This is a genomic window from Streptomyces griseochromogenes (assembly GCF_001542625.1).
GTDB lineage: Bacteria > Actinomycetota > Actinomycetes > Streptomycetales > Streptomycetaceae > Streptomyces > Streptomyces griseochromogenes.
On the sequence record NZ_CP016279.1, the window covers coordinates 4,552,922 to 4,577,590 of the forward strand.

A 24,669-nucleotide genomic window follows, 5' to 3' on the forward strand; every position below is an offset into this window, starting at 1 on the left:
CGTCTGGAGGCTCTACGGGGTTCAGGAGGAGGCCAGTGGTGCCACGACGCCCAGGACGGCCTGTGCCGCCGCGGCCGGACGGGTGCGCGGGAAGTAGTGGCCGCCGTCGGTCAGCTCGTGCAGATCCACGTGCTCGGTCAGGAGCAGCCAGTCCCGGTGGTGTTGGGCGTGACCGGCCGTGTGGGGATCGTCGGCGGCGACGACCACCGAGACCGGCGCGGCCAGCTTCACCGGCGCCGGGTTCTCCAGGACGGCGCAGAAATAGCGGTGCGCGGACACACAGTCGTGCCGGTAGGCCGCCCCGATGTGCTCGGCGTGCCGCGCGTTCAGTTCCGCGAGTTCCGTGTAGCCGTTGTCCGCGGTCAGCCGCGCGGCGATCTCGGCGTTGCTCAGGCTCGTCAGTTCGCCGATGGCCGAGCGCCGGTCGGGGACGGTGCCGAGCAGCTGCGCGCCGAGGAAGACCCGTGGCACGTCCACACCGTGTGCCTGGAGCCGTCTGGCCGTCTCGATGGCCGGCGCGGTGCCCGAGGAGTGGCCCCACAGCAGGACCCGGGTCAGGCCACGGGCGACGATCTCGGAAGCGACCTGCTCCGCCACCTGGGTGATCGAGGCGAACGGCTCCTGATGGGCGGCCAGGTCGTGACCGGGCAGGTCCACCGCGAGGACCGCCACGCCGCTGCCCGCCAACGCGCTCGCCATCGGCTGGTAGTTGACCGCGTTGCCGCCCGCGTAGGGGAAGCACACCAGCGCGCACTCCGGCGCACCATCCGCCTCCGACAGCGGCTGGAGCAGCTCCGTGCGCTGGCGTGCCGTGCCGTCCAGCAGGCCGGCCAGGTCGGCGAGCACCGGGTGCCGGGTGATGTCCTTGAGGGACACCGCGCGGTCGAGCGCTACGGTGAGTCTCACCGCCGTCAGCGAGGTGCCCCCGGAGTCGAAGAAGTGGTCCTTGCGGCCGATCTGCGGCTCGGGGACGCCCAGCAGATCGGCCCAGACGACGGCCAGCTTCCGCTCGGTCGGGGTGAGCGGAGCGTCGCCGTCCGCGCTGGGTACGGCGGGCTCCGTCGTCTCCGCGAGTGCGGTCAGCGCCTTCCTGTCGATCTTGCCGTTGGCGGTCAGCGGCAGGCCGGGCTGCCAGTGGAAGGCCGACGGGACCATGTAGGCGGGCAGCCCGGCACCCAGCGCCTCGCGCAGCTCGTGCGCCTCCAGGCACCGGCCCGTGTAGAAGGCGATCAGGTGCTTGTTCTGCCCGGGCCGGTCGGCGACGACCACCGCGCCGTCCCGCACCCCGGCCACTCGCAGCAGGGCGTTCTCGATCTCGCCGATCTCGATGCGGAAGCCGCGGATCTTGACCTGGTTGTCCCGGCGGCCGAGGAACTCCAGCTTCCCGCCGGGGTGCCAGCGCCCCCAGTCACCCCCGAGGTAGAGCCGCTGACCCGGACGGTACGGGTCCTTCCGGTAGGCCTCCCGGGTCCGCTCGGGATCGTTGACGTACCCGCGGCCCACGCAGACGCCGGAGAACGCGATGAGTCCGGGGGCGCCCAGCGGCACCAGCGACAGCTGCTCGTCCACGACGTAGACGTGCACGTTGTTGACCGCACGCCCCAGCAGCACGCGCTCGGGCACCGCGTCCATGACCTCGTGGTTGGTGTCGTCCGACGTCTCGGTCAGTCCGTAGGCGTTGACCAGCTTGATCTCCGGCTGGATCGCGAACCAGCGCTGGACCAGCTCCCGTTTCAGCGCCTCACCGGTCACCGACACGCACCGCAGGTCCGGCAGCGCGCGGGGGCGCTGCTCCAGATACGAGACCACGACCTCCAGATAGGAGGGCACGACCTGCGCCACACCCACCCGGCCGTGCACCAGCGTGTCGACGAACCGCTCCACGTCCACGATCACGTCCTGCGCGACCAGCAGGGTCCGTCCGCCCGTCAGGAGCGAGGACACCAGCTGCCACAGCGAGATGTCGAAGCACTGCGGGGCGGTCTGCGCCACCACGCATCCTTCGTCGATCCCCAAGTCGTCGATCTTGGCGTAGAGATGGTTGAGCAGACCCGCGTGCTCGCACATCGCGCCCTTCGGTTCGCCGGTGGAGCCGGAGGTGAAGTAGATGTAGGCCAGCTGATCGGCGTCGACCCGCACCCCGAGATCGGCCTCGCTGTGCGGCTCGGCGTACGCCGTCTCGATCAGCAGCTTCTCGGTTCCCGGGACGGCGGCGAGCGCCCGGTCGAGGGTCCGGGTGCTGCCGGATGCGGTCAGGACCAGCCGGCATCCCGCACGTGACAACGTTGCCGTGATGCGGTCCGCCGGGAAGTGCGGCTCGATCGGGAGGTAGGCGCCGCCCGCCTTGAACACCGCCAGCGTCGCGGCCAGCCAGTCCAGATCGCGCTCGGTGACGACGGCTACCACGTCTTCCCGGCCCAGTCCCCGCTGCAGCAGCGCCCGCGCCAACCGGTTCGCGCGCGCGTTGAGCTCGCCGTACGTCCACTCCCGCTCGCCCTGCACGGCCGCCACCGCGTCCGGATGCGCCCGTGCCCGCTGCTCGAACAGTTCGTGCGCCCGCGCGTCCGGCAGCGGACGGCGGGGCCCGGCCAGCCCTTCCAGCTGCTCGCGCACCTCGTCGGCCGACAGCAGACTCTGCCGGGTGTGCTCGGCGTCCAGATCCGCCGTCATCAGCCCGAGCGCCGCCACGTGGTAGTCGCCGATCCGGGCCGCGCCCGCGGCGTCCAGCACGTCCGTGCGGTACCGCAGCCGCAGCCGCAGCCGTCCGTCCCGGTCGGACCAGCGCACATGCACAACGCCGTCATCGGCATGGGTGTCCTCGGCCCCTCTGGGACCGAACACGACCTCGTAGGAAGGCTCCGCCGCGCCCAGCTCCCGCCGCAGTTCGTCCACCGGGAACTCCCGGTGTGCCAGCACCTGCGCCTCGGCGTGCTGAGCGGCCGAGACCAGTGCGCGCCAGGAGCCCGGGGGCACGGCAAGGCGGCACGGCAGCGGTTCGCCGCGCACCCCGGCGGCGTAACCCGTCACCACCTCCGGTTCACCGGACAGCGTGGCCAGTACCTTGGCATGCGCCGCCAGCAGTAACGCGCTCACCGGTACGCCCAGCTCCCGCACCAGCCCACGCACCGTCTCGGCCACGTCGTCCGGCACCGCCGCCTCGTGCTCGGCCGCTCCGGGAACCGGCTCCCGGACCCAGCGTGGCACCGTGGTGGTACCACCTTCGGCCAGCACACGGCTCCAGAACTCCCGGTCCGCTTCCACGCGCGCTCCCATCGAATGGCCTTCCTCAACTCACGGTCGCCGCAGTGGCGTCGGCCGAAGACGGTGACGTCTCGGGGCCGCAGCCGCGGGGTTGTTCGGCGGCATCCGGCAGGTCCACGGCGGGGTTGCCGCCCCACCGTGCGTACGCGGGGACTTCCTCGCCCTTCATGAGGAAGGAATCGGGTGCGAGCACCGCGCCGTCGCCCAGCGTCACGCCGTAATGCACATGGGCGGCGACGCCCAGCGTGCAGCCGGTACCGAGGGTGGTGCCGTCGGACTTGAAGGTGCCGTCCTCCTGCGAGTGGCACTGGATCTTGCTTCCGGCGTTGAGGGTGCAGTCGTCACCGATGGTGGTCAGCGACCGCTCCGTCAGATAGCAGCCGTCGTCGAAGACCCTGCCGCCGATGCGCACGCCCAGCAGCCGCCATACCAGGGCCTTGAAGGGCGTTCCGTTGAAGATGTTGAGGTAGTGGTCCGGCACCTTCCACAGGCGCTCGTGCCACCAGAAGTAGGGGTCGTAGATGGAGCACAGCCGGGGCCGCAGCGCGCGGAACGAGGCGATGCACCGCTCCAGCAGGATGAAGTAGAGGGTGCTGAACGCGAGCGTGATGGCCAGGTATCCGCCGATCACCAGGTGTCCGAGCACTCCGTACAGATCCACGGACGCGAGCCCGAACAGCGTGAGCGCGAAGGTGTGCAGCCACCGCACGCACAGCATGAGGGCCATCGAGCGAATGTTGTAGCGGTTCTTCGCGGCGAGATGTCGGTGGAGTGCGTCACCGGTCCTGAGACCGTCGAACCGTGAGTCACGCTCCACCGACCGGGGTATCTCGAAGCACGGCGAACCGAGGAGCCCTACGTTCTCCCGGACCTCGCCGTCCAGGGGAACCATCACCTTCGTCGCGAGCAGACAGTTGGCACCCGTTCTGCCGTCCGCGGGATAGGCGATGTTGTTGCCGAGGAAGTTGTGCGGCCCGATCGACGTCCGGGACAGCCGGAAGGACGTGCTCGAATAGTCCGCGTTGATGACGGAGAGCCCGTCGGCGACCATCGTCCCGCTGCCGACGGAGACCAGGAAGGGAGTCTCGTGCTGCACTTCGGTGCCGAAGTTCGACCCGGTCTGCTCGACCCGTGACAAGTCGTATCCGAGTCCCTGGAGATAGTGCACGATGTAGGAGCTGTCACCGAACAGCCAGGCGAAGAACTTGATGTTCGTCATGCGCGCCGTCGCCCGGTGGACCGCGTAGTGGAATCCGTAGAGCGGATAGACCCGGTCCGGCTTGACGGCCAGCCTCAGCAGACGCGGGACGGTGCACAGGGCGACGAGGCCCAGGACGACGAAGCCGAAGAACAGCACGAGCGAGATCTGCAGCGCGTCGGGGATCAGTTCCGACCGCTTCACTGCGGCCATCTGCGGGTCCAGGCGCTTGCCGATCGCCGGTAGTTCGGTGAACAGCATGTACACCCCGCCGACGGCCAGCGGTATGTACAGGAAGAACAGCTGAAGGAGCGTGACGAGGCCGAACCAGGCCCGCCGCGGGGTGCCGCAGGCGGCCGGTGCGACCCGCAGGTAGTCGATCTCGGTGGGCTGTGCCGGGGACCCGTGCCAGTGCTCACCGTCCGGGACCGCCTGGCCGCGGTACAGGGCCGAGGAGTGGCCGAGCTGGGCACCGTCGCCCATCGTCGTGTCGATGTCCAGGACGGTCTTCTCGCCGATGTACACGTCACGGCCGAGGGTGATCCGGCCGGTCTGGATCCGTCCGGCGTGGGCCCGGTAGCCGAGGAAGAACGAGTCCTTGCGGATGACGGTGCCGGAGCCGATGGTGAGCAGGTCCGTGCAGACCGGGACGGAGGGGGAGAGGATCGTGACTCCCTTGCCGATCCGCGCGCCGAGCGCCCGGAGATACAGCACGAACAGCGGATTTCCGACGAAGAGAATCATCGGATTCGCGTGGAGCAGTACCTTGACGAGCCAGAAGCGCAGATACGTCAGGCCCCAGACGGGGAACTCACGAGGTTTCCAGCGGCCGACGAGAAGCCATTTGGCGACGACCGGGAAAAGGCACAGAGCCACGAACCCGATGCCACCGAACAAAAGCGACCGCAGATAGATGTCGGCCAGCCCGGAACCGGTGGCTATCCAGCCGTATCCACTGTCCGCGACAAATCCCGCGACCAGCGAGTATCCCAGGAATACCAGCAACTGGAGTGTTCCGCAGAGGACGTGGTTCAGCTTGCCCGGGGGCCTGAGCGGAGCGGCCGTATTCACGGGTACCGGTGGGGGGACGGCGGTCGGCGCATCCACGGGACCGGGAGCGGGCTGCGGGAAAGCCGCTGCCAGACTTTGGACCGTGGGGTGCCGGTATATGTCCTTCATGGACGGGGACGGCAGGTCCGCCCGCTTTCTCAGGCGCGCACAGAACTGGGCCATGACCAGGGAGTTTGCGCCGAGGTCGGTGAAGAAATGGCCGTCGACCGGAACGCGTTCCGCGCCCATGACGTCTGCCAGCGCATCCGCGAGTTTCCTCTCGGTATCCGCCGTGGGGCCGGAGCCGCTCAGTCTGGTGACGGCGCCTTTGTCCCGCCCGGATAGAGGGACCTCGGAGGACTGCTCCACCATTCGATCTCCTGGAGGACGTCTGGATCGCCGACTGCCGCCGATGGCGGGTTGGGGCCCTCGGACTTCGAAGAAAAGGCCCGCCGAACCATCGGAAGCTCAAGGCGCGTGCTCTTTCCTGATCACGAACTGACGGCTTCAGTTTCGGCCCGCCACCGGCAGGCTGCCACTTCGAATCGACGGCGGCGCGCGCGAGGAATGCTCGCAGGGCCCGTGTTCCTTGGAACTCCGCAGAACTGGGGCGCGTCACTGATCACCCGAATGGCCGCCCCTCCGGCAGGCCGCTGTGACTTCCCCCACCTGCTCTTGCCTCGGCGGGTAAGGCTTACCTACGTTCGGTGCCATGTCCCCCCATGACCCCACCCTTCCTGGCGAACCGGATGAAACCCCCGCTTCGGGCGGTTCCGTGCCGGTCGACTTCTCCTTCGACCTGAGCTCGCACGAAATGCTCCGGCGGACGCACACCCTTGCCGCTCTGGGACCCGACTGGGACCCCGTCGCGGCGCTGCGTGGCGAGGAGGAGGCGTACGACCTGCTGTACTCCGGCCTGAGCGAGGAGCAGCAGCGCGTCTACGAGGAGCTGGTCGAGGCCGGAGTGCTCCCGGCGCGTGGGGGCGGCGATGCTGCCGCTTGACCCGCAGGCCGACATCGGCCGCCGGGCCTGGGTGGCGTGTCCGAACTGCGACGACCGCACCGCGTGCGCCACGTGCCGACAGGGGCTCACGTGCCACGGACACTGGCGCTATCTGCTGTCCAACACCGGCAGCCTGCTCCACCTGCAGTGCCCGTCCTGCACCCACGTCTGGACCCACGAGACCGATTTCGGCGCCACCCGCTCCGGCCCGGAGGCGTGACGCGTCCGCCGAGCCGCCTCAGGGCGCGGTGAACAGGGTGGGGAAGCGGGGCGCCAGCCACGGTTTGGGGCCCCAGGCGAGGATCTGGCCCTGAGCCATGGCACGCCAGGGGTTGCGCCGGCCCAGCGCGATGAGCAGGAAGGCGGTGGGCTCGATGAGGATGGTGCAGTCGGCACGGTCCGGCGGCTCCGGCGTCACCCGCATGTCACCGTCGGTCAGGGACACGCCGAATGCCTCGCCGCCCCGCAGCCGGATCCGGTAGCGGGCCGTGAGTCCGGCCGTGGCCGCGGTGTCGGTGCAGCGCGCCATGACCCTGTACATGAACGGCATGCAGAGGCTCGTCCGGGCGCCGTCGACCATGTGCGGGCGCTTCAGGGCGCGAGCGAGGTCGTATCCGTGGCCCAGCATGTGCGTGAGCAGGTACGACGCGAGATCGGACAGGTACATGGGGCCCAGGGGTGTGAACGGTGCCGGGCCGTCGGTCGCGCTCCGCGTCATGGCCTCCAGGAACGCCTCGGCCTGGTCCCTGATCATGGCCGCCAGCGGTTCCGCCCGCCGCTCCCCGAAGCCGGCGAGGGACTGTGCGTTGGCCTCGGCCAGACTCTGGGGGGTGCCGTCCCCGTAAGGACGCTCACGCCCGGACGCGAGGTCGGCCATCAGCTGATTGGCCAGCGCCAGATGGGCCGCCGCCTCGCCGAGGGTCCACTCCGACCCGGGCAGGGCGAGCGTTGCGTCGGGTGCGCCGCGCAGGAGCGTGGCGATCTCCTCGGCGGTCTCTCGTATCGCCTGGTCCAGCCCTGCGGGCAGCGGCCCTGAGCCGTCCCGTCGTTCCGTCGAGTGCACGCCGCCCGCTTCCCTTCCGTCCGGCACGCCCTACGCGCCGGTGGCGCCGGTACCCAACCAGACTCGGAGGCGCGCGGCAAGTCCCCGCGCGCCCCGGTCCTCGGGCTCAGCGGCTGCCCGTCCAGTTGTGGGCCACGTCGACCACCAGACGGCCGGGCAGCTGGACCACCCGGAACGGCAGCCGGGCGCGGACGCCGAGTCCGATCTGTGTCTCTCCCTCGAAGCTGCCGGCGAACCGGGTGTCCTTGAAGGTCCGGTAGCCGGCGAGGTTCACGCCCGGAAGGGGTCGTCCCGCCCGTCCCGGGTACGTGGCAGCGCCGCTCGCCGGGTCGTAACTCGGCGCGCCGATGTGGACGTCGAGTACGGCCCCGCCACCGACCGGTATGTACTGGCCCGTCGCGGTCTGGCGCAGACGGTCGACGTATCCGACGTAGAAGCCGATGCCGCTGCCGCCGCCGGGGACGTCGAACACCATGCGGTCGAAGCAGTCGTGCCGACCGGTCCTGATGTCCTCCAACGGCACGGCACCGCTGGCCGCGCCTCCCTTGGTGCCGCTGCCCCAGCCGGTCGGGCAGGCCGTGGCATGCGTCGCGGCCGCCGGCGCGGCGCCCGCGGCGGTCGTCGCCGCGCCCCAGCCGGCCCCCGCGAGAACGAGCGCCGCCACCGATGCACCGATTCGTCGCATGATGTCCCCCTTGTTCGAGTCATCCTGTTATGGGATTAGACATCCGGGTGCGGCGAAGGGTTGCATGCCGGGGCGGGGGAGTTCCGGGAATTCCGGCCGTCCTGGCGCAGATCCCTCTCACATGACGGTGACGATGGCCTTCCGCGGGGTGACCGTCAGGGGTCAGGGCAGCCGAGGCGGCTCGTGGGGAGCGGGAGGCAGCGCGAGGTGCGCGAGATCGCTCGGCGGCGGAGAGGTGATGGGCCACAGCGGGGCGGCGGTCCCGTCGGCGAGCGCGGCCGGAGCGTCGGTGAGGTTCATGCGCTCCCGCAGACGGCCGTAGAAGTCCATGGGGCCCAGCCGGACGGCCTTGAGCCGTCGGGGAGCGGCATAGACGCCGATCCAGTCCCCGGGATTGAGTACACCCCGCAGCTGGCCGTCGATGCTGACGGCGGCCTGGCCCGACCGTTCGAGGATGCGGAGCGCGATGGGCTCGTCGGGGGCGGCCACGACCGACCGGTTGAACGTCATGTGCGGGGCGACCGGCGTGAAGACGAGACCTTCGGCACGGGGCGAGACGACCGGACCGCCGGCGGCGAAGCTGTACGCGGTCGAGCCCGTGGGCGTGGCCACCAGCAGCGCGTCCGCGGAGTAGGACGCGAGGAGCCGGCCGGCCAGATAGACGCCGACCGACACCTGCCTGTCCCGGGCCAGCTTCTCGACGACGATGTCGTTCAGCGCGGTGACGTTCAGGGCGACACCCCAGTCATCACCGGTCTGGCACTCCGGGCGTACCCGGGGCGGGGGCAGGAGGGGCCCGCGGCCGTAGCGCACCAGCGCCTCCATGCCCTGCGGCACCTCCAGCCGGCACGACGCGCGCATGGTCAGCAGCATCCGGTTCTCGACGGTGATCCGGTCCTCCCGTACCGCGTCCAGTGCCGTGCGCACCCCCGCGGCGGGTACTTCCGTCAGGAACCCGACCCGTCCGATGTCGACACCTAGGACCATGACGTCGTTCTCGGCCGCCAGCCGAGCGCCCCGCAGGAAAGTCCCGTCGCCGCCCAGCGTGACGATGAGGTCCGGATCGCCCGCGGCATCGATCTCCTCCCGGGCGCTGTGCCGCTCGCCGGCCTGCCACACGTCGATGTCGGCGCACTCCACGCCGTGCTCGGCGCACCACTCGCGGACGACCCTCGCCGCGGCCACGGCCTCCGCCCGTCCGCTGTGCACGACCAGGCCGACACGGTTCACCGTCATACCCGCCTCCCAGCCCGCTCGCCCGGACAGCCATCTTCGCCGTGAACCGATCCGGCACCTCGCGCGCCACGCCGCCGGGCCCGGACCCCGCCCCCGCCCGGTCGTGCGTGTCGATCCGGCCAGGTTTCCGTCACCGGAGTGTCACAGGTGATCAACAGCGGAACCCCTGGTCCGGCGGCTCTGTCTCCGTCGATGAACACCGGCCCGGAGCAGGCCGGCCCTTACCTTTCGGACATCGGGGGATCCCATGCAGTACGGAAGCACCATCCGCGTCACCGCGTCGGCGATGGCCGTGATCGCGGGCGCACTGTCGCTGTCGGCGTGCCAGTCGGGCGGCGGCGATTCCGCGGCGGACAATCCCTCACCCGCTCCCACCGCCGCGTCGGCTTCCCCCACGGCCTCCTCCGCGTCGAGCGGCCCGGGCACCGCGACCTCGCGGCCCTCCGGCGGATCCACGTCGACCGGCTCCGGCACCCCTGCCTCCACCGCGTCGGCCACTTCGGGCGGCTCGGCGTCGGCGTGTACGGCGACGGGCCTCAGGGTGAGCGCGTACCAGGCCGCCGACCGTCCGCAGGGCACGGGCACCGGAGCCGCCGTCGTGGAGTTCACCAACGCCGCCGCGCAGCCGTGCGTCCTGAGCGGTTACCCGTCGGTGGCCGGAGCGGGCAACGGCTCGCCCGACCACAACAGCCCGCTGTCGGTGACCCGGACGGGCGCGGCGTCGGCGGTACGGGTCGCGCCGGGCGGCAAGGCATGGGTGAAGCTGACCTTCGTCCAGGTGCAGGGAGAGGGCGACGGCTACTGTGCCTCCGGCGCCAAGCCCGTCGTGTACCCGACGCTGGTGGTCGGCCTGCCCGGCGCCGGGTCCCATCAAGTCGCCCTGTCCGACGGCGAGTTCGCGGAGTGCGACAACAAGGTCACGGCGACCGCCGTCTCGGCGGTGAAGCCTTCCTGACCCCGTGACGCGCCGCCCCCGGCCGCATTCCGGGGGCGGCGCGAGGTCAGCGGACGGCCGTGCTGGAGACGGCGGACCGGGCCGCCCGTTCCACCAGCGCGACGCCGTCCTTCATCGACTTGTTGCCGTCCGAGAGCACCGCGACGAGGTAGTGGTGACCGCCGGTCGTGATCCGGCCGACGCTGTTGATGTCCCACAGTCCCGTCGTGTTGCGCTGCAGCCAGCCGTTCTTCAGGGCCCAGCCGGACCCCGCGGCCGCGGAGACGCCCCAGGACTGGTCGTCGGCGACACCGCTCATCAGGGTGCGGATGTAGGCGCGGGACGTGTCGTCGAGCGCCGGCTTCGCGCCGGCCCCGGTGGCCGCGCCGGTGTCGAAGACCGCGCGCAGCAGTCGTATCTGGTCGCTCGCCGTGGTCCGGGTCAGCCCCCACCTGACGTCAGGGCCGCCCGTGGTGGAGGTCAGCCCCAGCCGCTTGTTCGCCGCCTGAAGGCCCGGTGCGAGTCCGATCCGCCGCCACAGGGCGTTCGCCGCCGTGTTGTCGCTGTGCTGGATCATCTTCTCCGCCTGGGCGCGCTCCTGCGCGGGCAGGCCGTGCCCCGAGTCGTGCGCCTGGAGCAGCCTCGTCGCGAGGATGTCGACCTTGATGATGCTCGCGGTGTCGTAGGCGGTGTCGGCGCCGTACAGCGCGGGCTCCCGGCCCGTGCCGTCCAGGTCGAGCACCGCGGCCGTCACCCGCGCCTTCCCCCCTGCCCGCACCGAAGCGGGGAAGTCCGTCGAGGCGGAACCGGACGGCCCCGACGCCGCGGCCGCCGGTACCGGATCGAGCGCACCGGCCGCGAGCAGCGCCGCCAGTGCGGTCGCGAGCACGCCGGGGACCGCCGCGCGCCTTCCAGGGATCCACGGGCGCGACAGGAGACGGGTTCGGTACGGCATGGTGAGCGGCCTCAGCAGGTCGAAGGGCGAGAACACAGCACAGCGAACGTAAGCAAAACGCCCGCTCGGCGAAGTGACGGCTGCCACGACAAGGGCCCTTGTGCGCCTTTTGTGAGGAGCGCAACACAGTGACCGGCCCTCGCGCTGCGTGGCCCCCCGGCCGCTGATTCCGTCGGCCGGCGCCGCTCTGGTGTCCAGCGCATCGACGCGGGGGAACAATGTGACCGGAGGGGCGGACCGGTCTCGGGAGGCGTCATGAGCACATCAGCTGAGCCAAGAGTGTCCGGCCTCGAGGTTCGGTCGATCGACTACGTCCCCCTCGACGAGCGCCACGGCAAGCTCTGGCATCTGGGCCCCCTGTGGTTCATGTCCAACGCCCAGATCGCGACCCTGGCGGTCGGGCTGATCAGCATCACCGAGGGCGGCAACCTCATCTGGTCACTGCTGGCCATCGTCGCCGGAACCGTCATCGGCACCTTCTTCATGGCCTTCCACTCGGCCCAGGGCCCCCAGTTGGGGCTGCCGCAGATGATCCAGTCGCGGCCCCAGTTCGGCTACGTCGGCGCCCTTCTGGTGTGGTTCTTCGCCTATGTGCAGTACGCGGGATTCAACGTCTTCAACAGCATCCTCGCCGCCGACGCCCTCCACACCACCCTGCACGGCAGCGTCAAGCTCTGGGTGGTCGTGGTCACCGCGGTAGCGCTGGTCGTCGCGCTGGTGGGCTACGACATCATCCACAAGGCCGAGCGGTTCCTGACGTACACCTTCCTCGTCGTCTTCGGGATCTTCACCGTCGGCGTCCTGGTCACCCTGCACTACCCGGCGGGCTCCTTCGACCTCGGTGCCTTCAAGTGGACGCCGTTCCTCGCCCAGTTCGGCGTGGTCGCCGGCTACCAGATCAGCTGGGCCATCTACGTCTCGGACTACTCGCGCTACCTCCCGCCGGACGTCACGGTCAGGAAGACCTTCTACTGGACGTACTTCGGCTCCGCCCTCGGCGGCATCTGGCTGATGGCGCTCGGATCGATGCTCGCGGCGTGGGCCGGCAAGGACTTCGAGACGATCGCGTCGATCAACGCCGCGGGCGACAAGGTCTTCGACGGGTTCGGCGCGATCGTGCTGCTCTTCGCCACCCTGGGCCTGGTGTCCGTCACCGCGCTGAACATGTACGGCGGTTCACTGACCCTCATCGGCGCCATCGACTCCTTCAAGCGGGTCCGGCCGACGCTGGGCGTACGGCTGCTGACCCTCGGGCTGACCGCGGCGCTCTCTCTGGTCGGCGCGCTGGCCGCGACCTCCAACTTCCTTGAGAACTTCAACAACTTCCTGCTGCTGGTGCTCTACCTGTTCATCCCGTGGACCGCGGTGAACCTGATGGACTACTACGTCGTGCGCCGCGGGCACTACGCCGTCGCCGAGATCTTCAACCCGCACGGCATCTACGGGCGCTGGGGCTGGCACGGCATCATCTCGTACCTGGTCGGCTTCGCCGTCATGGTCCCGTTCTTCTCCGTCGGGACCCTGTACGTCGGCCCCGTCGCCAAGGCGCTCGACGGAGCCGACATCTCGCTGTTCATCGGGCTGCCGGTCTCGGCGCTGCTGTACTGGTGGCTGACGCGCTCGATCGACGTGGCGGCCGAGACCCGTGTCGCCGAGGCGGAGGCGGCGGCCCTGGAGCAGGCGGCGCACGAACACCGCGAGCCCTGACCGGGCCCGGGGCCGCGCCCTCGCACGGTCCGCCGGATACCGTGCCGGGCGATCCGTGCACGGTGGGTACACCGGCGGACGCGCAGGGGCCGCTTGCCTCCGCCCGTCGGACCTACGGCGGCGACGCCGGAGCACCCGGCAGAGGGCCAGGGCCGGCAACGCCCACGCCCACGAGCGCCTGGTGCGCGAAATGGCGCCTCCGAGGACCGAGACGGGACAGGGCCGGCCGTGGCCGGTCATCCCGTCGGCGGCAACACGCGACCGACGAGGCAGACCGCGCCCGGATCGCCGCCTCGCCGCCGAGCGCCACCACCGAGCAGCCCAAGGATCTGTCGCCGGCGCTCGTCGTCACCGGTGCGGCCGACGTCCGGCGCGACGAGGGCGAGACGTACGCGAACAAGCCGGGCGAGGCCGGCGTGCCCGTCACCTCGGCGCGCTTCCGGGGGATCGTCCACGACTTCGTGATGCTCGACGCCCTGCGTGACACCCACGCCGCCCTGGCCGCGATCGCCCTGGCCGCCGGCACCCTGCGGGCGGCCCCGCACCCCGCCTGAGGACGGGGCGGGCCGCCGACCGGATCCGGGCCGACGCGCCTGCCGGCCGCCACTCGCCGAGCACGGCGGCAACAAGGCTCGGCGGTGCACCCGTCGTCCGTGGCGGAGTCCAGGGGCCGGGTCGACCGCACGTGACTGTGCGTCGTCCCCCCCCGCCGCAGCGTTTTGCTCATACGGCCACGCCGGGCGATCGAGGGGTGATCCACCTCACGCCCTAATTAACTGTGCGGCGCAGGGGAAAGTAGGGCTATTCTTCTTCGTGACGCAGTCAATGCGTGACGCAGGTGCAGTGCATCCGCGTGCCATACCGAAACTCTCCCTTCAGGAGGTCCCATGCTCACCGTCGCCGTCACCGGCGCGACCGGCGCCCAGGGCGGTGCCACGGCCCGTGCCCTGCTGGCCGCGGGCCACCGGGTCCGCGCCCTCACCCGCACCCCCGACGCGCCGGCGGCCGAGGCTCTGCGCCGGCTCGGTGCCGACGTCCGACACGCCGACTTCGACGACAGCCTCTCCCTCGACGCCGCCCTCGCGGGCGCCGACTCCCTCTTCGCGGTGACGACCCCGTTCGGCACGGACATCGCGACCGAGATCCGCCAGGGCAAGGCCCTGCTCGACGCGGCGGCGGCCGAGGCGCTCGGCCACGTCGTGTTCACCTCGGCCGCACACGCCGACCGGGACACGGGCATCCCGCACTACGACAGCAAGGAGGAGATCGAGCGGCACCTCCGGGAGACGGGCATCCCCTGGACGGTCATCGCCCCGGCGGCCTTCATGGACAACTTCGCCTCCGGCTGGACCCTGGAGGGCCTGCGCGAGAACACCTTCGCCTGGCCCATGCCGGCCGACCGCCCCCTGACCCTCATCCCCGCCGAAGACATCGGCGCCTTCGCGGCCCTGGCCCTGGGGCGCCGGGCCGACTTCGCCGGCCGCCGGATCGACATCGCCTCCGACGAACTCACCGCCGACGGAATCGCCGCGGTTCTCTCGCTCGCCACCGGCCGTCCCGTCACGCATCGCGAGGTGCCCCTGTCCTACGTCCGCACCCACTCGGACGACCTCGCCGCGATGTTCGACTACTTCACCACCAGCGGCCTCGACGTCGACGTCACCGGCCTGCGCCGCGCCCACCCCGAGGTGGGCTGGCACACCTTCGACGACTGGGCAGCCGCCCAGGACTGGCCCGCCCTGCTCGACCCGACCCCGAAGGAACCCGCACTGTCATGAAACCCATCGGATACTGGCTCAACCGCACCGACCAGGCCCTCACCCGGCACATGGACGCCATGCTGGCGGAGCACGGCCTCACCCGACTGACCTGGCAGGTTCTCAACGTCCGTACGCTCCGCGCCCGCAGTCGTCGACGCCGAGGTCCACACGGCCCTGGGCGCCAACGCCAATGCCACAGCCCTGGCCGCCGCCGTCCTCGCCGTCCTCGACGACGGCTGGGCGACGCGGCCGGCCCCAGGGCTTCTCGCCCTCACCCCCGACGGCCATGCCCGTCTGGGGGCCGTCGCCGAACGCGTCGCCGCCTTCCGGGAGTCGGTCACCGCCGGCATCTCGCCGCAGGAATACCACACCGCCATACACGTCCTGGAACGCATGACGCGCAACCTCGAAGGGACGCCGAGCGCGGCCGTATCCGGCTGACGGGACGCTCATTCCTTGTGGGACGGCGTCCAGTGGTGTTCGCAGAACCAGCGCCCGAACAGCGCGCCCCCGTACACCACGAACCCGACGCCGATCAGCCACGACTCCACCACCAGTACGGTCCCGACCGCGCCGTAGTTCAGTGCGTTGGTGACGATCAGCGGGGCGAAGACGAGAGAGGAGAAGGCTCTCAGGCCGGCCAGGCCGCCGACGGTGGCGAGCGCGCCGGGCAGCAGGGTGCGCCAGTGGACCTGACCCCCCAGCAGGAAGCGCTGGCCCCACCAGAAGAACAGCACCGCGCTCACCACGGACACCGCGGCCCGCTCCGTCCCCTGCAACGTCGTCCGGGTCTGCACCTCCTGGTAGAGATAGGCGGTCAGCGCCGCAAGCCAGGTCACCTGCCGCCAGACCCGGTGCCAGGGGCCGGCCGCGAGGCCCCAGACCCGCTCGTAGCCGTTCTGCACGCTGCCCGCGAAGGACACGCCGAACACCGCGAGCAGGATCAGGCTCAGCACGCTCGTGGTGCCCACGACCTCACGCGGCGGGCTGATGATGCCGGTGAGCGCTTGGGCGGGCCGCCCGGACAGTCCCATGCCGTCGGCGAGCCACGAAGCGAAGCCGCCCCGCACCAGCGGGTCGGCCGCGGCGACCACGATCAGCAGCGGAGCCAGCGTCACCAGGGCCAGCGTGGCGAACCCCATGGCCCGGTGCATCAGCTCCAGCTCGCGGCCGCGCCGGAACAGGACGCGCACACCGAGCCACTCCCAAGCGCGGTGGAGGCCGCGCCGCCACTGCCTCACGGGTCCCTCCCGTGCTCGCCACGCCGTGCTCGTCGCCGGCCGTCGCACACCGCCGACCTCGCGCGGGCGGTCGTCGACGAGTCTCTGCTGACATGATCGGACGAAAGACGCCCGTTCGCCCGGCCGGACATGCCGCAGCACAGGCCGGTCCGGCACATGACCGGACTCAGGGACCCGGCTTGATCGTCTTCATGGTCAGGTGGGAGTCGATGCGCAGGACGCAGGGCAGGCCGCTGAGCTTGTGGGTGAGGAAGGACTCGTAGGCGGCGTGGTCGGCGACGGCGACCCGGACGAAATAGTCGGGGCGGCCGTACATACGGCGGAACTCGATCACCTCGTCGTAGGAGGCCACGATGTCCTCGAACTCCAGGAAGGTCGTACGGTCGTTGGCGCTGACCTCGACGTCGATCAGGACCTCCAGCCCGCGGCCCAGGGCCCCGGGATCGACGACGGCCCGGTAGCCGGCGATGACGCCTGCCTCTTCCAGTCGCTTGACCCGGCGCAGGCACGGCGGCGGCGTCAGCCCCACCCGCTGGGCCAGCTCGACGTTGGTCAGCCGCCCGTCCTGACGCAGGTGAAACAGAATGTCCCGATCGATGGCGTCGAGTTTCACTTCATTGCGCACCAAGCCATCGTACGGACATTATCGGCAACCATATGACATGACATTCTTCCTAAAATGTCTCCATGCGAACATCCCTCGCCGTCGCCGACAACCCGGTCCGGACCGAGCCCACCCCTCCACATGGAAGACTCTCCGAGGCGCGGGCCGCGTTCAGGGACTCGGCCTCCGTGGGGCTCGGCTTCGTCCCGCTCGGCATCGCCTTCGGGGTGCTCGTCACCCACTCCGGTGTCGACTGGTGGTGGGCGAGTCTGTCCAGCGCGCTGGTCTACGGCGGGTCGTTCGAGTTCCTGCTGATAGGCCTGGTCACGGCGGCCACGCCGCTGGTCTTCGTCGCCGTCTCCGCGCTCCTGGTGAACCTGCGGCACGTCTTCTACGCCCTGTCCTTCCCGCTCGACCGGGTGAAGGGGCGGCTCGGGAAGACGTACAGCACGTTCGCGCTGTGCGACGAGGCGTACGCCCTGACTGTCGGGCACCGGGCCCGTTCCTGGTCCGGTGCGCGCATCCTCTGGCTGCAGCTCTTCATGCAGCTGTACTGGGCCGGGGGAGCCACCGCGGGAGCGCTGCTCGGGTCCGTCGTCCCCCGGAGCGTCACCGGGCTGGATTTCGCGCTGACCGCTCTGTTCACGGTGCTGGCCCTCGACGCCGTCCGTGACCGGCGGGGCGATCTGCCCACACCGCTGCTCGCGCTGCTGAGCGCCCTCGCCGCCCGGCTGCTGTTCCCGAGTCAGCTGCTGCCGGTCGCTTTCGCCCTGTTCACCGCCGGGCTCCTGGCCCGGTACCGCACCGCCCGCAGGAGGCCGAGCCATGTCTGAGACGACCTACCTCGTCGCCGCGATCCTCGTCTCCGCCGCGGTGACCTGGGCCCTGCGCGCCCTGCCGTTCGCGGCTCTCGCCCCGCTGCGCGCGAGCGGGACCGTCCAGTACCTCAGCACACGCATGCCCGCCGGGATCATGGTGATCCTGGTCGTCTACTGCCTGCGTGACGTGCCGCCGGACCACGCGCGCGCCCTGGCCCCGTTCGCGGCCCTGACCGTCACCGTCGGGCTGCACCTGTGGCGCCGCAACGCCCTGCTGAGCATCCTCGGCGGCACAGCGGTCCACGTGGCCCTGGCCAGCACGGTCTTCGCCCACTGAAGAGTCGACGCCCGGTGACACAGCCGGTCAGGAGTGGACCGACCGGTGTCGTCACCGGGCGTTGTCGTCACCCGCTGTGCGCGGGCGAGCGTCGGTCAGACGGTGCCGCTCTTGGCGATCGAGACCTTCGCGCTGGTCTTGCCGCTCTGGCTGCCCAGCTTCTCGATGGCGTCGACGACGTCCTGGCCCTCGACGACCTCACCGAAGACGACGTGCTTGCCGTCCAGCCAGTTGGTGACGATCGTGGTGATGAAGAACTGCGAGCCGTTGGTGTTCTTGCCCGCGTTCGCCATGCTCAGCAGGTACGGGCGGGTGTGCTTGAGCTCGAAGTTCTCGTCGGCGAACTTCTCGCCGTAGATGCTCTTGCCGCCGGTGCCGTCGCCCCGGGTGAAGTCACCGCCCTGCAGCATGAACTGCGGGATGACGCGGTGGAAGGAGGAACCCTCGTATCCGAAGCCGTGCTTGCCGGTGGCCAGCTCACGGAAGTTCTTCGCGGTCTTGGGGACCACGTCGTCGTACAGCTTGAAGACGATCCGGCCGGCCGGCTGGTCGTTGATGGTGATGTCGAAGTACACGTTGTCACTCATGGCGATCAACTTACCGTTGACCAGTGCCGCGATGTACAGAAGGGTCGGTTTGGACGTCTGTGTCGTGCGGTGGGCCCGGGAACGAAGAGGAGGAGCCCGGCGTGATCGAGGGCTGGGAGTGGGACGAGACCCTGTTCGAGGGGACGGCCGCCCACTACGCGAGAAGCCGGCTGCCGTACGCTCCCGGCCTGGTGCCCAAGCTCGCCGACGTGCTCGGCCCGGACGGGACCGGGCGCCTCATCGACGTGGGCTGCGGCCCCGGCACCCTGACCCTGCCCCTCTCCCGTCTGTTCGACGAGGTCGTCGGTGTGGATCCCGACCCCGGGATGCTGGAAGAGGCCGCACGCCGGGCCGCCGCGACAGGGGCGGGGAAGACGCGCTGGGTGGGGATCCGTGCCGAGGATCTCCCCGCGGACCTGGGCACCTTCACCGCGGCCGTCTTCGCCCAGTCCTTCCACTGGACGGACCGCGACCTCGTGGCGGCCACCGTGTACGACATGCTCCGGCCGGGTGGCGCGCTGGTGCACGTCTCCGACCTGAAGGGTGAACGGCTCGACACCGAGGGCCTGTCGTGTCCGGTCGCGCCGTACCCGGCCATCCGTGAACTGATCCGGAAGTACCTGGGGCCGGTGCGCCGCGCCGGGCGCGGAGTGCTGGTGAACGGGACGCCCGGCGGCGAGGCGGCGGTGTTCCTCCGGGCCGGATTCCTGGGTCCCGAGCGGTATGTGGTCCCCGGCGGGCAGGCGCTGGAACGCGGTGAGGACGATGTCGTCGCCTGGGTCTTCTCGATGTCGTCCTCGGCTCCCGGCCTGTTCGGGCCGCGCCTCGCGGCCTTCGAGGCCGACCTGCGCGGGCTGCTGCGCGCGGCGTCCCCTACGGGCCGGTTCAGCGAACGCGGGCCCAGCACCGAGGTGTTCGTGTGGCGCAAGCCGTCCGCGTCCATCCCGGCCGACCTGCCGGACAGGCTCTGACCGGACCGGGCCGCGATTCCCCCCCCAGCGGGCAATCGGGCCCGGTTCGACCTGTGTTCCCGTCGAGCGGCGCCGCTTCGGCCGACAGGAGACAGGGAGTGCTGGACGATGGACGGCGTCGCCGTCAGGTGGTCTTGCGGGCCACGCCTCCGTAGAAGCCGATCTCGTGCGACCTCGGCGGTGGCGTGGTGTCCGGGCGCCAGAACGGGACCTGGGCCAGGCCGGGTTCGATGAGTTCGAATCCGTCGAAGAAGCGCTCGACCTCGGCGCGGGAACGCAGGTTCAGGGTGGCGGTGGCCTTGTTGTAGACCGCCTGGGCCGCGCTGCGGTCGGCGAAGTCGCCGGTGGCGTGGGAGAGCACCAGGAAGCTGCCGGCCGGCAGCGCGTCGCGCAGCGCGGCGACGGCCTGCGCGGGCTGTTCCGCGTCGGTGAGGAAGTGCAGCACGGCGACGAGGAGCAGGGCGACCGGCTCGTCGAAGTCGATGGTGCGACGGACATCGGGGTGGTCCACGACGGCCCGCGGGTCACGCAGGTCGCCGAGCACGACACTGGTCGCCCCGGAGCTGCTGAGCAGCGCGTTGGCGTGAGCGGCCACGATCGGATCGTTGTCGACGTACGCGACACGCACGTCCGGCGCCGTCTCGTGGGCGATCTCGTGCACGTTCGGAGAGGTGGGCAGCCCGGTGCCGATGTCGAGGATCTGGCGTACGCCGCCGGCGACGACGTCGCGGACGGCACGTTGCAGGAAGGCGCGGTTGGCCCGCACGCCGATGCGCACCTCGGGTGCGGCGGCGGCGAGTTCGTCACCGGCCAGCTGGTCCACCTCGTAGTTGTCCTTGCCGCCCAGCAGGTAGTCGTAGATGCGCGCGGGGTGCGGCCTGCTGGTGTCGATCTCCGCGGCCCGGAAGCCGTCCTGTGCCACGCTCTGCTCCTCTCGGCGGCCGTGACGGACCCATCCGAGACCGGCCGACGACAGCTTCTCACATCAACTTCCATGCTTTGGCCAGAAGTTGCCGATGCCGGGGCGGCGTCGGCGCCTGCGATGCCTCCACTCCGTGACCGCCCATGCGCCGAGTGTCGTGTCGCGTTGCGTCACCGGTCCGCGCTGACCCGCCCGGACGCAAGGGACTGCCTTGGCAATGATCCACATCGGGCATATCGTCCCGATATGGGCATCTCTGAGTCGCCCGGTCGGCTCTCTGGCGACGGTGGGTCACTGGACGACGCCCTGGGGGCGGGCCTGACGGACGTCGTGCGCTGTACCGGGGCGTCGATCGGCGGCCTGTACCTGATCGAGGAGCGGAGACCGGTGCTGCGCCTGGTGGCTCTGTGCGGTCTGCCGGTCGAATTCTCCGCGCCGTGGCAGCGGCTGCCGCTCACCGCTCCCGTTCCGGTCGCCGACGCGATCCGGCAGGACCGCCTGGTATGGATCGGAAGCCATGACGAAATGGCGCGCCGCTACCCGCGCACCGCGGCCGTCCTGCCCTACCGGTTCGCTCTCGCCGCGATCGCGTTGACCGGCGTGAGCCGGTGCTGGGGAGGCATCGTACTGATGTGGCCCGCCGGCCATCCGCGGGAGGCGTCCTCGCGTGAACGCGGGAACCTCACCGCCAGCGCACATCGCCTGGCGCGGCTGCTGGACGAATCGCCCCGGCCGCTCAGCCTGCCCGAACAGCCCCGCCTCTTCGCCGTCGGCAGGCCAAGCCATCCCGTCCAGACCGGTATGGCCGCCGCCGACTACCTCGAACGCCTGCCCGAGGGTGCCGTCGCCCTTGATCTGGAAGGCAGGATCACCTTCGTCAGCACCGCCGCCGCGCGGATGCTCGGGCGTGAACCGGAAGGGCTGCTCGGTACGCGGCCCTGGCAGGCGCTGCCGTGGCTGGACGATCCCGTGTACGAGGACCAGTACCGCACGGCGGTCATCAGCCGGGCGCCCGCCGCCTTCGACGTCCTCCGACCCCCCGACCAGTGGCTGACCTTCCGGATCCACCCGGACAGCAGCGGCATCAGCGTCCGCATCACCTCACGGGGAGAGCAGGCCGCTCCCTCGGCGGCGCCCGCCGGACCGCGAGCCTCGCAGGCCCCGACAGGGCGCCTTTACCAGTTGGTCCACCTCGCGGCCGCGCTCACCGAAACGGTCACCGTACGTGACCTCGTCGCGCTCGTGGCCGACCAGGTTCTGCCCGCCTTCGGCGCCCAGGGTCTGGTCCTCTCGGCCGTCGACGCCGGCCGGCTGATGATCACCGGGCACCACGGCTATCCCGCCGACGTCATGGAACGCCTGGACGCGCTGCCGTTCGACACCTCCCTCACCCCTGCCGGAGACGTCCTGGCCAGGGGCACCCCCGCCTTCTTCGCCAGCCGGGCCCAACTCGCGGACGCCTACCCCGAAGCGCCCCGGATGAGCGACAAGCAGGCCTGGGCCTTCCTGCCGCTGCTCATCACCGGCCGCCCCGTCGGCTGCTGCATCCTCTCCTACGACCGCCCGCACGCCTTCACCGCCGACGAGCGCGCGATCATGACCTCGCTGGCCGGCCTCTTGGCCCAGGCGCTGGACCGCGCCCGCCTGTACGACACCCAGCACCGCCTCGTCCACGAACTGCAACGGGCACTCCTGCCGCGCACCTTGCGCACCGTGCCGGGTCTGGACGTCACCGCGCTGAGTCTGCCGGCCGGGCACGGCGTCGAGGTGGGCGGAGACTTCTACGACCTGCTGAGACTGGACGACAGCACCGCCGCCGCCGTCATCGGCGACGTGGAGGGCCACAGCGTCGCCTCGGCGGCACTCATGGGACAGGTCCGCACCGCCATCCACGCCCACGCGAGCGCCGGGGCGACACCGGATCTGGTCCTGGCCCGCACCAATCAGCTCCTGGTGGACCTGGACTGCGAACTGCTCGTCGCCTGCCTCTACGCACAAGTCGACCTGATCGGGCACCGGGTGACGCTCGCCAGCGCCGGTCATGTACCGCCGTTGCTCCGGGTGGCTCCGCACCACGCGCACGTCCTGGACGTCGAACCGGGGCCGCTGCTGGGCATCGGGGCGGCCGTCCGCTACCCCGTCACCGCCGCCACACTCCCGGACCAGGCCATCCTCGCCCTCCACACCGACGGGCTGGTGGAACTGCCCGGATCCGATGTCGCCCGAGCCACGTCCGCACTGGTCGGACACCTCGCGGACGCGGACGACCGCGACCTCCGGCGCCTCGCCGACAGCCTCGTCCGGCACGCCTGGCCCACCGGCCAGCACACCGACGACATCACCGTCCTGCTGCTGCGCGCCATGCGGGAGCGGACCTAGGGACGCCCGAGTCCCTTCCCCGCCCTCAGGGCAGTGTGCGGCACAGCAGTGCGTCGGGCCCCGGACGGCTGCCCACCCGGGTGGTGAAGGCGATCCCGGCGGCGTACTCGTTCGCCGCGCACTGGCCCTTGTAGTCGCCGTAGGCGAAGTCCCCGCCCGCCGCGTCGACGGGACGGTTGTCGGACCGGTCGAACCACACGGTGCGCCCGGCCCCGGACAACGGGACGCGACCCGGCACGCACAAGGCCGCCGACAGCCGCTCCCCGCGTACGCTGTAGCCGATGAGGAAACCTCCTGGCGGACACTGGAGTTTGGTGTAGCCGGACGCCCAGTCGCCCCCTGCCGGGACATGGCGCTCGTCGACGACTACCGTCTGATCCGCACCCGAGGTCCGCAGGTCCGGCGCGCCGCCGTCGGTGCACAGACCCCGACCGGCGGTGTGGCTCAGGCCGGCCAGACGCAATCCGTCGGGGCAGACGGCCTTGTGGGCCCCGGGATCCCAGTCTCCCGTCTCTCGTACGCGCAGCGACTCCACCGCGTCGCCGTGGTCGGTGCTGAGCATGCGCCAAGTGGCAACGTCCGGCACGGGACCGGCGGCGCTCGGTGCGGTCATGAGGTGCTGCCATGCCGCGGCGCGCCAGTCGCCGGAGTCGAGGATGCCGGTGCGGTGCCCTGCGCTGTCATAGCGCAGCAGAGCCCAGTCGTCGTGGCCCTCGAAGCCGACGAGCGGCCAGTAGGCGAAGTCGGCGTCATGGCCGGCGAAATAGTCGGTGATGTCGCCGAACCAGGCACGGGCGGCCGCGTTCGTCTCAGCGGCCCCGATACCGAACTCGCTGACCCAGACGGGTGCGGTGAAGTGCCGACCGCTCTCCTCGACGAAGAACGCCTCGTCGTCCAGAGCCGTGGCCAACTGGTCGCGGGTCAGGTCCTGGTAGCGCGGATCGTGGGTCTCGCCGATACCGGTGGCGCCGCTGTGGTGCGGGCCGGTGTAGCCGTAGAAGTGGGCGGAGTACACCAGTTTGTGGGCATCGACGATGGTGTGCGAGAGGGTGCGTACGGGCGTGAGCATCGGCCGGCCGTGCGGAAGCCCGTCCACCGGCACGCCAGTCCAGTTGATGCCCTCGACGACGATGAGCAGACGGGGGTTGGCCTCGGTGAGGATGCGGTCGGCGGCGAGCTGGGCCGCGGCGTACCAGTCGTGGTCGTCTCCGAGGCCCCAGTTGGGGTCGTCCAGGACGTCGCGCCGTACCTCGTTGTACAGGTCGGCCCCGACCACACGGGGGACAGCGGCATAGCGGCGGGCCATGAAGACCCAGTCGTCGGCCCACTGCCGCGTGGACATGCCGCTGTTCCAGCGCTCGTTGCCGTCGATGCCGCAGCACCATCGGGAGGTATGGGTGTGGTTGTTGAGGATGACGGCGAAACCGCTCCGGCTGAGCGCGTCGACCACGGCGTCGAAGATCTGCAGGGGTGTGTGGCCCCGCAGCTGGCGGTTGGCCCCCACCGCGATGTCGGGGACGGGGGTCGTGCTGTGGATCATGTCGTTGGAGAACGGCAGCCGGACGGTGTTGATGCCCAGTCGGTGGAAGTCGGCGAGCAGCCCGTCCAGTGGGACGCGGTCCAGACCGAGGGGTATGCCGTAGGAGTTCTGACCGGCGTGATGGTCGGCGGGGTCGGTGACGCTGCCGCTGCCCGTCCACGATCCTTGTGCTCCGTCCCAGTTGGCCGCCTTCAACCGGAAGCGGTCGCCGTGGGCGTCGACGATGTAGCGGCCTCGCGTCGACAGGGGCGCGGACCAGGTGTCCGCGGCCGGGACCGGGTCCGTGGTTGCGACGGCTCGCGACGGGAGGGGAGGAGCGGCGGACGCCGTTGTGGTCTGTGCGGCCAGGAGCAGGAGACACACGGCCGTTCCGGTCAGACGCAGCGCGGCTGGTGCGATCGACATGGGGGAGCCCTCG

The 24,669-nt window shown here is 70.7% G+C and carries 20 protein-coding genes and 1 pseudogene; 10 read left to right on the top strand and 11 right to left on the bottom strand.

Annotated features, from left to right (window positions below; translation table 11 throughout):
• Window positions 1-21 precede the first annotated feature (21 nt).
• Together AVL59_RS19330 and AVL59_RS19335 are read right to left on the bottom strand one after the other, a co-directional pair.
• Window positions 22-3,273, bottom strand: a complete 3,252-nt coding sequence (locus tag AVL59_RS19330; protein WP_067305961.1) for a non-ribosomal peptide synthetase — start codon at window positions 3,271-3,273, stop codon at window positions 22-24.
• Between the two features lie 13 nt (window positions 3,274-3,286).
• The gene (locus AVL59_RS19335) at window positions 3,287-5,881 is read right to left on the bottom strand and encodes a Pls/PosA family non-ribosomal peptide synthetase (protein ID WP_067305964.1); all 2,595 of its coding nucleotides are present in this window, start codon (window positions 5,879-5,881) and stop codon (window positions 3,287-3,289) included.
• A 340-nt stretch (window positions 5,882-6,221) separates the two neighbouring features.
• Between AVL59_RS19335 and AVL59_RS19340 the strand changes: the two genes are divergently transcribed.
• On the top strand, window positions 6,222-6,512 hold the full coding sequence (locus AVL59_RS19340) for a DUF6400 family protein (RefSeq protein ID WP_067305967.1): 291 nt from the start codon (window positions 6,222-6,224) through the stop codon (window positions 6,510-6,512).
• Window positions 6,499-6,732, top strand: a complete 234-nt coding sequence (locus AVL59_RS19345; RefSeq protein ID WP_067317487.1) for a hypothetical protein — start codon at window positions 6,499-6,501, stop codon at window positions 6,730-6,732. The genes AVL59_RS19340 and AVL59_RS19345 overlap by 14 nt, the downstream gene beginning before the upstream one ends.
• Before the next feature lie 18 nt (window positions 6,733-6,750).
• Here AVL59_RS19345 and AVL59_RS19350 read toward each other — a convergent pair whose 3' ends face one another.
• The 3 genes from AVL59_RS19350 to AVL59_RS19360 form a co-directional block, all read right to left on the bottom strand.
• Entirely contained in the window at window positions 6,751-7,575 is an 825-nt protein-coding gene (locus AVL59_RS19350; RefSeq protein ID WP_067305970.1) for a maleylpyruvate isomerase family mycothiol-dependent enzyme, read from the bottom strand.
• Between the two features lie 106 nt (window positions 7,576-7,681).
• Window positions 7,682-8,260 (bottom strand): AMIN-like domain-containing (lipo)protein, encoded by a 579-nt coding sequence (locus tag AVL59_RS19355; protein WP_067305973.1) that lies wholly within the window; start codon window positions 8,258-8,260, stop codon window positions 7,682-7,684.
• Window positions 8,261-8,422: 162 nt separating this feature from the next.
• The gene (locus AVL59_RS19360; RefSeq protein ID WP_067305976.1) at window positions 8,423-9,496 is read right to left on the bottom strand and encodes an NAD(+)/NADH kinase; all 1,074 of its coding nucleotides are present in this window, start codon (window positions 9,494-9,496) and stop codon (window positions 8,423-8,425) included.
• 247 nt (window positions 9,497-9,743) lie between these two features.
• Here AVL59_RS19360 and AVL59_RS19365 point away from each other — a divergent pair, with 247 nt between their 5' ends.
• A complete protein-coding gene (locus AVL59_RS19365) occupies window positions 9,744-10,451 on the top strand; it encodes a DUF4232 domain-containing protein (RefSeq protein ID WP_067305979.1) in 708 nt (235 codons plus the stop codon).
• A 46-nt stretch (window positions 10,452-10,497) separates the two neighbouring features.
• Here the strand turns inward: AVL59_RS19365 and AVL59_RS19370 are convergent, their stop codons facing one another.
• Window positions 10,498-11,319, bottom strand: coding sequence for a serine hydrolase (locus AVL59_RS19370; RefSeq protein WP_237281555.1), 822 nt, complete (start codon window positions 11,317-11,319; stop codon window positions 10,498-10,500).
• A 321-nt stretch (window positions 11,320-11,640) separates the two neighbouring features.
• Here AVL59_RS19370 and AVL59_RS19375 point away from each other — a divergent pair, with 321 nt between their 5' ends.
• The 3 genes and pseudogenes from AVL59_RS19375 (at window position 11,641) to AVL59_RS19385 (ending at window position 14,870) form a co-directional block, all read left to right on the top strand.
• On the top strand, window positions 11,641-13,092 hold the full coding sequence (locus AVL59_RS19375; protein ID WP_208870403.1) for a purine-cytosine permease family protein: 1,452 nt from the start codon (window positions 11,641-11,643) through the stop codon (window positions 13,090-13,092).
• 251 nt (window positions 13,093-13,343) lie between these two features.
• Window positions 13,344-13,646 (top strand): annotated as a pseudogene (locus tag AVL59_RS54410) (alpha/beta hydrolase fold domain-containing protein); the annotation flags it as partial.
• A gap of 333 nt (window positions 13,647-13,979) precedes the next feature.
• Window positions 13,980-14,870: an NmrA/HSCARG family protein gene (locus AVL59_RS19385; RefSeq protein ID WP_067305987.1), complete on the top strand. Its 891-nt coding sequence runs from the start codon at window positions 13,980-13,982 to the stop codon at window positions 14,868-14,870.
• Window positions 14,871-15,301: 431 nt separating this feature from the next.
• Here AVL59_RS19385 and AVL59_RS19395 read toward each other — a convergent pair whose 3' ends face one another.
• Window positions 15,302-16,093 carry a YihY/virulence factor BrkB family protein gene (locus tag AVL59_RS19395; RefSeq protein ID WP_067305993.1) on the bottom strand — a complete coding sequence of 264 codons (792 nt, stop codon included), beginning with the start codon at window positions 16,091-16,093 and terminating at the stop codon, window positions 15,302-15,304.
• A gap of 166 nt (window positions 16,094-16,259) precedes the next feature.
• A complete protein-coding gene (locus tag AVL59_RS19400) occupies window positions 16,260-16,718 on the bottom strand; it encodes an Lrp/AsnC family transcriptional regulator (RefSeq protein ID WP_067305996.1) in 459 nt (152 codons plus the stop codon).
• Window positions 16,719-16,780: 62 nt separating this feature from the next.
• Here AVL59_RS19400 and AVL59_RS19405 point away from each other — a divergent pair, with 62 nt between their 5' ends.
• Both AVL59_RS19405 and AVL59_RS19410 read left to right on the top strand, forming a co-directional pair.
• Window positions 16,781-17,530 (top strand): AzlC family ABC transporter permease, encoded by a 750-nt coding sequence (locus tag AVL59_RS19405; protein WP_079146796.1) that lies wholly within the window; start codon window positions 16,781-16,783, stop codon window positions 17,528-17,530.
• Window positions 17,523-17,852 carry a branched-chain amino acid transporter permease gene (locus AVL59_RS19410; RefSeq protein ID WP_067305998.1) on the top strand — a complete coding sequence of 110 codons (330 nt, stop codon included), beginning with the start codon at window positions 17,523-17,525 and terminating at the stop codon, window positions 17,850-17,852. The genes AVL59_RS19405 and AVL59_RS19410 overlap by 8 nt, the downstream gene beginning before the upstream one ends.
• A gap of 95 nt (window positions 17,853-17,947) precedes the next feature.
• Here AVL59_RS19410 and AVL59_RS19415 read toward each other — a convergent pair whose 3' ends face one another.
• Window positions 17,948-18,439, bottom strand: a complete 492-nt coding sequence (locus AVL59_RS19415; protein ID WP_067306001.1) for a peptidylprolyl isomerase — start codon at window positions 18,437-18,439, stop codon at window positions 17,948-17,950.
• Between the two features lie 101 nt (window positions 18,440-18,540).
• On the opposite strand from AVL59_RS19415, the gene AVL59_RS19420 reads away from it, so the two are divergent.
• Window positions 18,541-19,410 (top strand): class I SAM-dependent methyltransferase, encoded by an 870-nt coding sequence (locus AVL59_RS19420; protein WP_067306004.1) that lies wholly within the window; start codon window positions 18,541-18,543, stop codon window positions 19,408-19,410.
• Between the two features lie 124 nt (window positions 19,411-19,534).
• Here the strand turns inward: AVL59_RS19420 and AVL59_RS19425 are convergent, their stop codons facing one another.
• The gene (locus tag AVL59_RS19425; protein WP_067306007.1) at window positions 19,535-20,332 is read right to left on the bottom strand and encodes an SAM-dependent methyltransferase; all 798 of its coding nucleotides are present in this window, start codon (window positions 20,330-20,332) and stop codon (window positions 19,535-19,537) included.
• A gap of 246 nt (window positions 20,333-20,578) precedes the next feature.
• Here AVL59_RS19425 and AVL59_RS19430 point away from each other — a divergent pair, with 246 nt between their 5' ends.
• Window positions 20,579-22,711 carry a SpoIIE family protein phosphatase gene (locus AVL59_RS19430; RefSeq protein WP_067306010.1) on the top strand — a complete coding sequence of 711 codons (2,133 nt, stop codon included), beginning with the start codon at window positions 20,579-20,581 and terminating at the stop codon, window positions 22,709-22,711.
• A gap of 25 nt (window positions 22,712-22,736) precedes the next feature.
• On the opposite strand, the gene AVL59_RS19435 is transcribed toward AVL59_RS19430, so the two are convergent.
• Complete coding sequence (locus tag AVL59_RS19435; RefSeq protein WP_067306013.1) at window positions 22,737-24,656, bottom strand: glycoside hydrolase family 5 protein; 1,920 nt, start codon at window positions 24,654-24,656, stop codon at window positions 22,737-22,739.
• Window positions 24,657-24,669 lie beyond the last annotated feature (13 nt).

What these genes read in the sequence shown, in the direction of transcription:
- AVL59_RS19335 (WP_067305964.1), bottom strand. Translation starts at nt 5,881, where the DNA reads ATGGTGGAGCAGTCCTCCGAGGTCCCTCTATCCGGGCGGGACAAAGGC.
- AVL59_RS19430 (WP_067306010.1), top strand. Translation starts at nt 20,579, where the DNA reads ATGGGCATCTCTGAGTCGCCCGGTCGGCTCTCTGGCGACGGTGGGTCA.
- AVL59_RS19375 (WP_208870403.1), top strand. Translation starts at nt 11,641, where the DNA reads ATGAGCACATCAGCTGAGCCAAGAGTGTCCGGCCTCGAGGTTCGGTCG.
- AVL59_RS19410 (WP_067305998.1), top strand. Translation starts at nt 17,523, where the DNA reads ATGTCTGAGACGACCTACCTCGTCGCCGCGATCCTCGTCTCCGCCGCG.
- AVL59_RS19340 (WP_067305967.1), top strand. Translation starts at nt 6,222, where the DNA reads ATGTCCCCCCATGACCCCACCCTTCCTGGCGAACCGGATGAAACCCCC.
- AVL59_RS19385 (WP_067305987.1), top strand. Translation starts at nt 13,980, where the DNA reads ATGCTCACCGTCGCCGTCACCGGCGCGACCGGCGCCCAGGGCGGTGCC.
- AVL59_RS19405 (WP_079146796.1), top strand. Translation starts at nt 16,781, where the DNA reads ATGCGAACATCCCTCGCCGTCGCCGACAACCCGGTCCGGACCGAGCCC.
- AVL59_RS19365 (WP_067305979.1), top strand. Translation starts at nt 9,744, where the DNA reads ATGCAGTACGGAAGCACCATCCGCGTCACCGCGTCGGCGATGGCCGTG.
- AVL59_RS19355 (WP_067305973.1), bottom strand. Translation starts at nt 8,260, where the DNA reads ATGCGACGAATCGGTGCATCGGTGGCGGCGCTCGTTCTCGCGGGGGCC.
- AVL59_RS19415 (WP_067306001.1), bottom strand. Translation starts at nt 18,439, where the DNA reads ATGAGTGACAACGTGTACTTCGACATCACCATCAACGACCAGCCGGCC.
- AVL59_RS19345 (WP_067317487.1), top strand. Translation starts at nt 6,499, where the DNA reads ATGCTGCCGCTTGACCCGCAGGCCGACATCGGCCGCCGGGCCTGGGTG.
- AVL59_RS19435 (WP_067306013.1), bottom strand. Translation starts at nt 24,656, where the DNA reads ATGTCGATCGCACCAGCCGCGCTGCGTCTGACCGGAACGGCCGTGTGT.
- AVL59_RS19330 (WP_067305961.1), bottom strand. Translation starts at nt 3,273, where the DNA reads ATGGGAGCGCGCGTGGAAGCGGACCGGGAGTTCTGGAGCCGTGTGCTG.
- AVL59_RS19360 (WP_067305976.1), bottom strand. Translation starts at nt 9,496, where the DNA reads ATGACGGTGAACCGTGTCGGCCTGGTCGTGCACAGCGGACGGGCGGAG.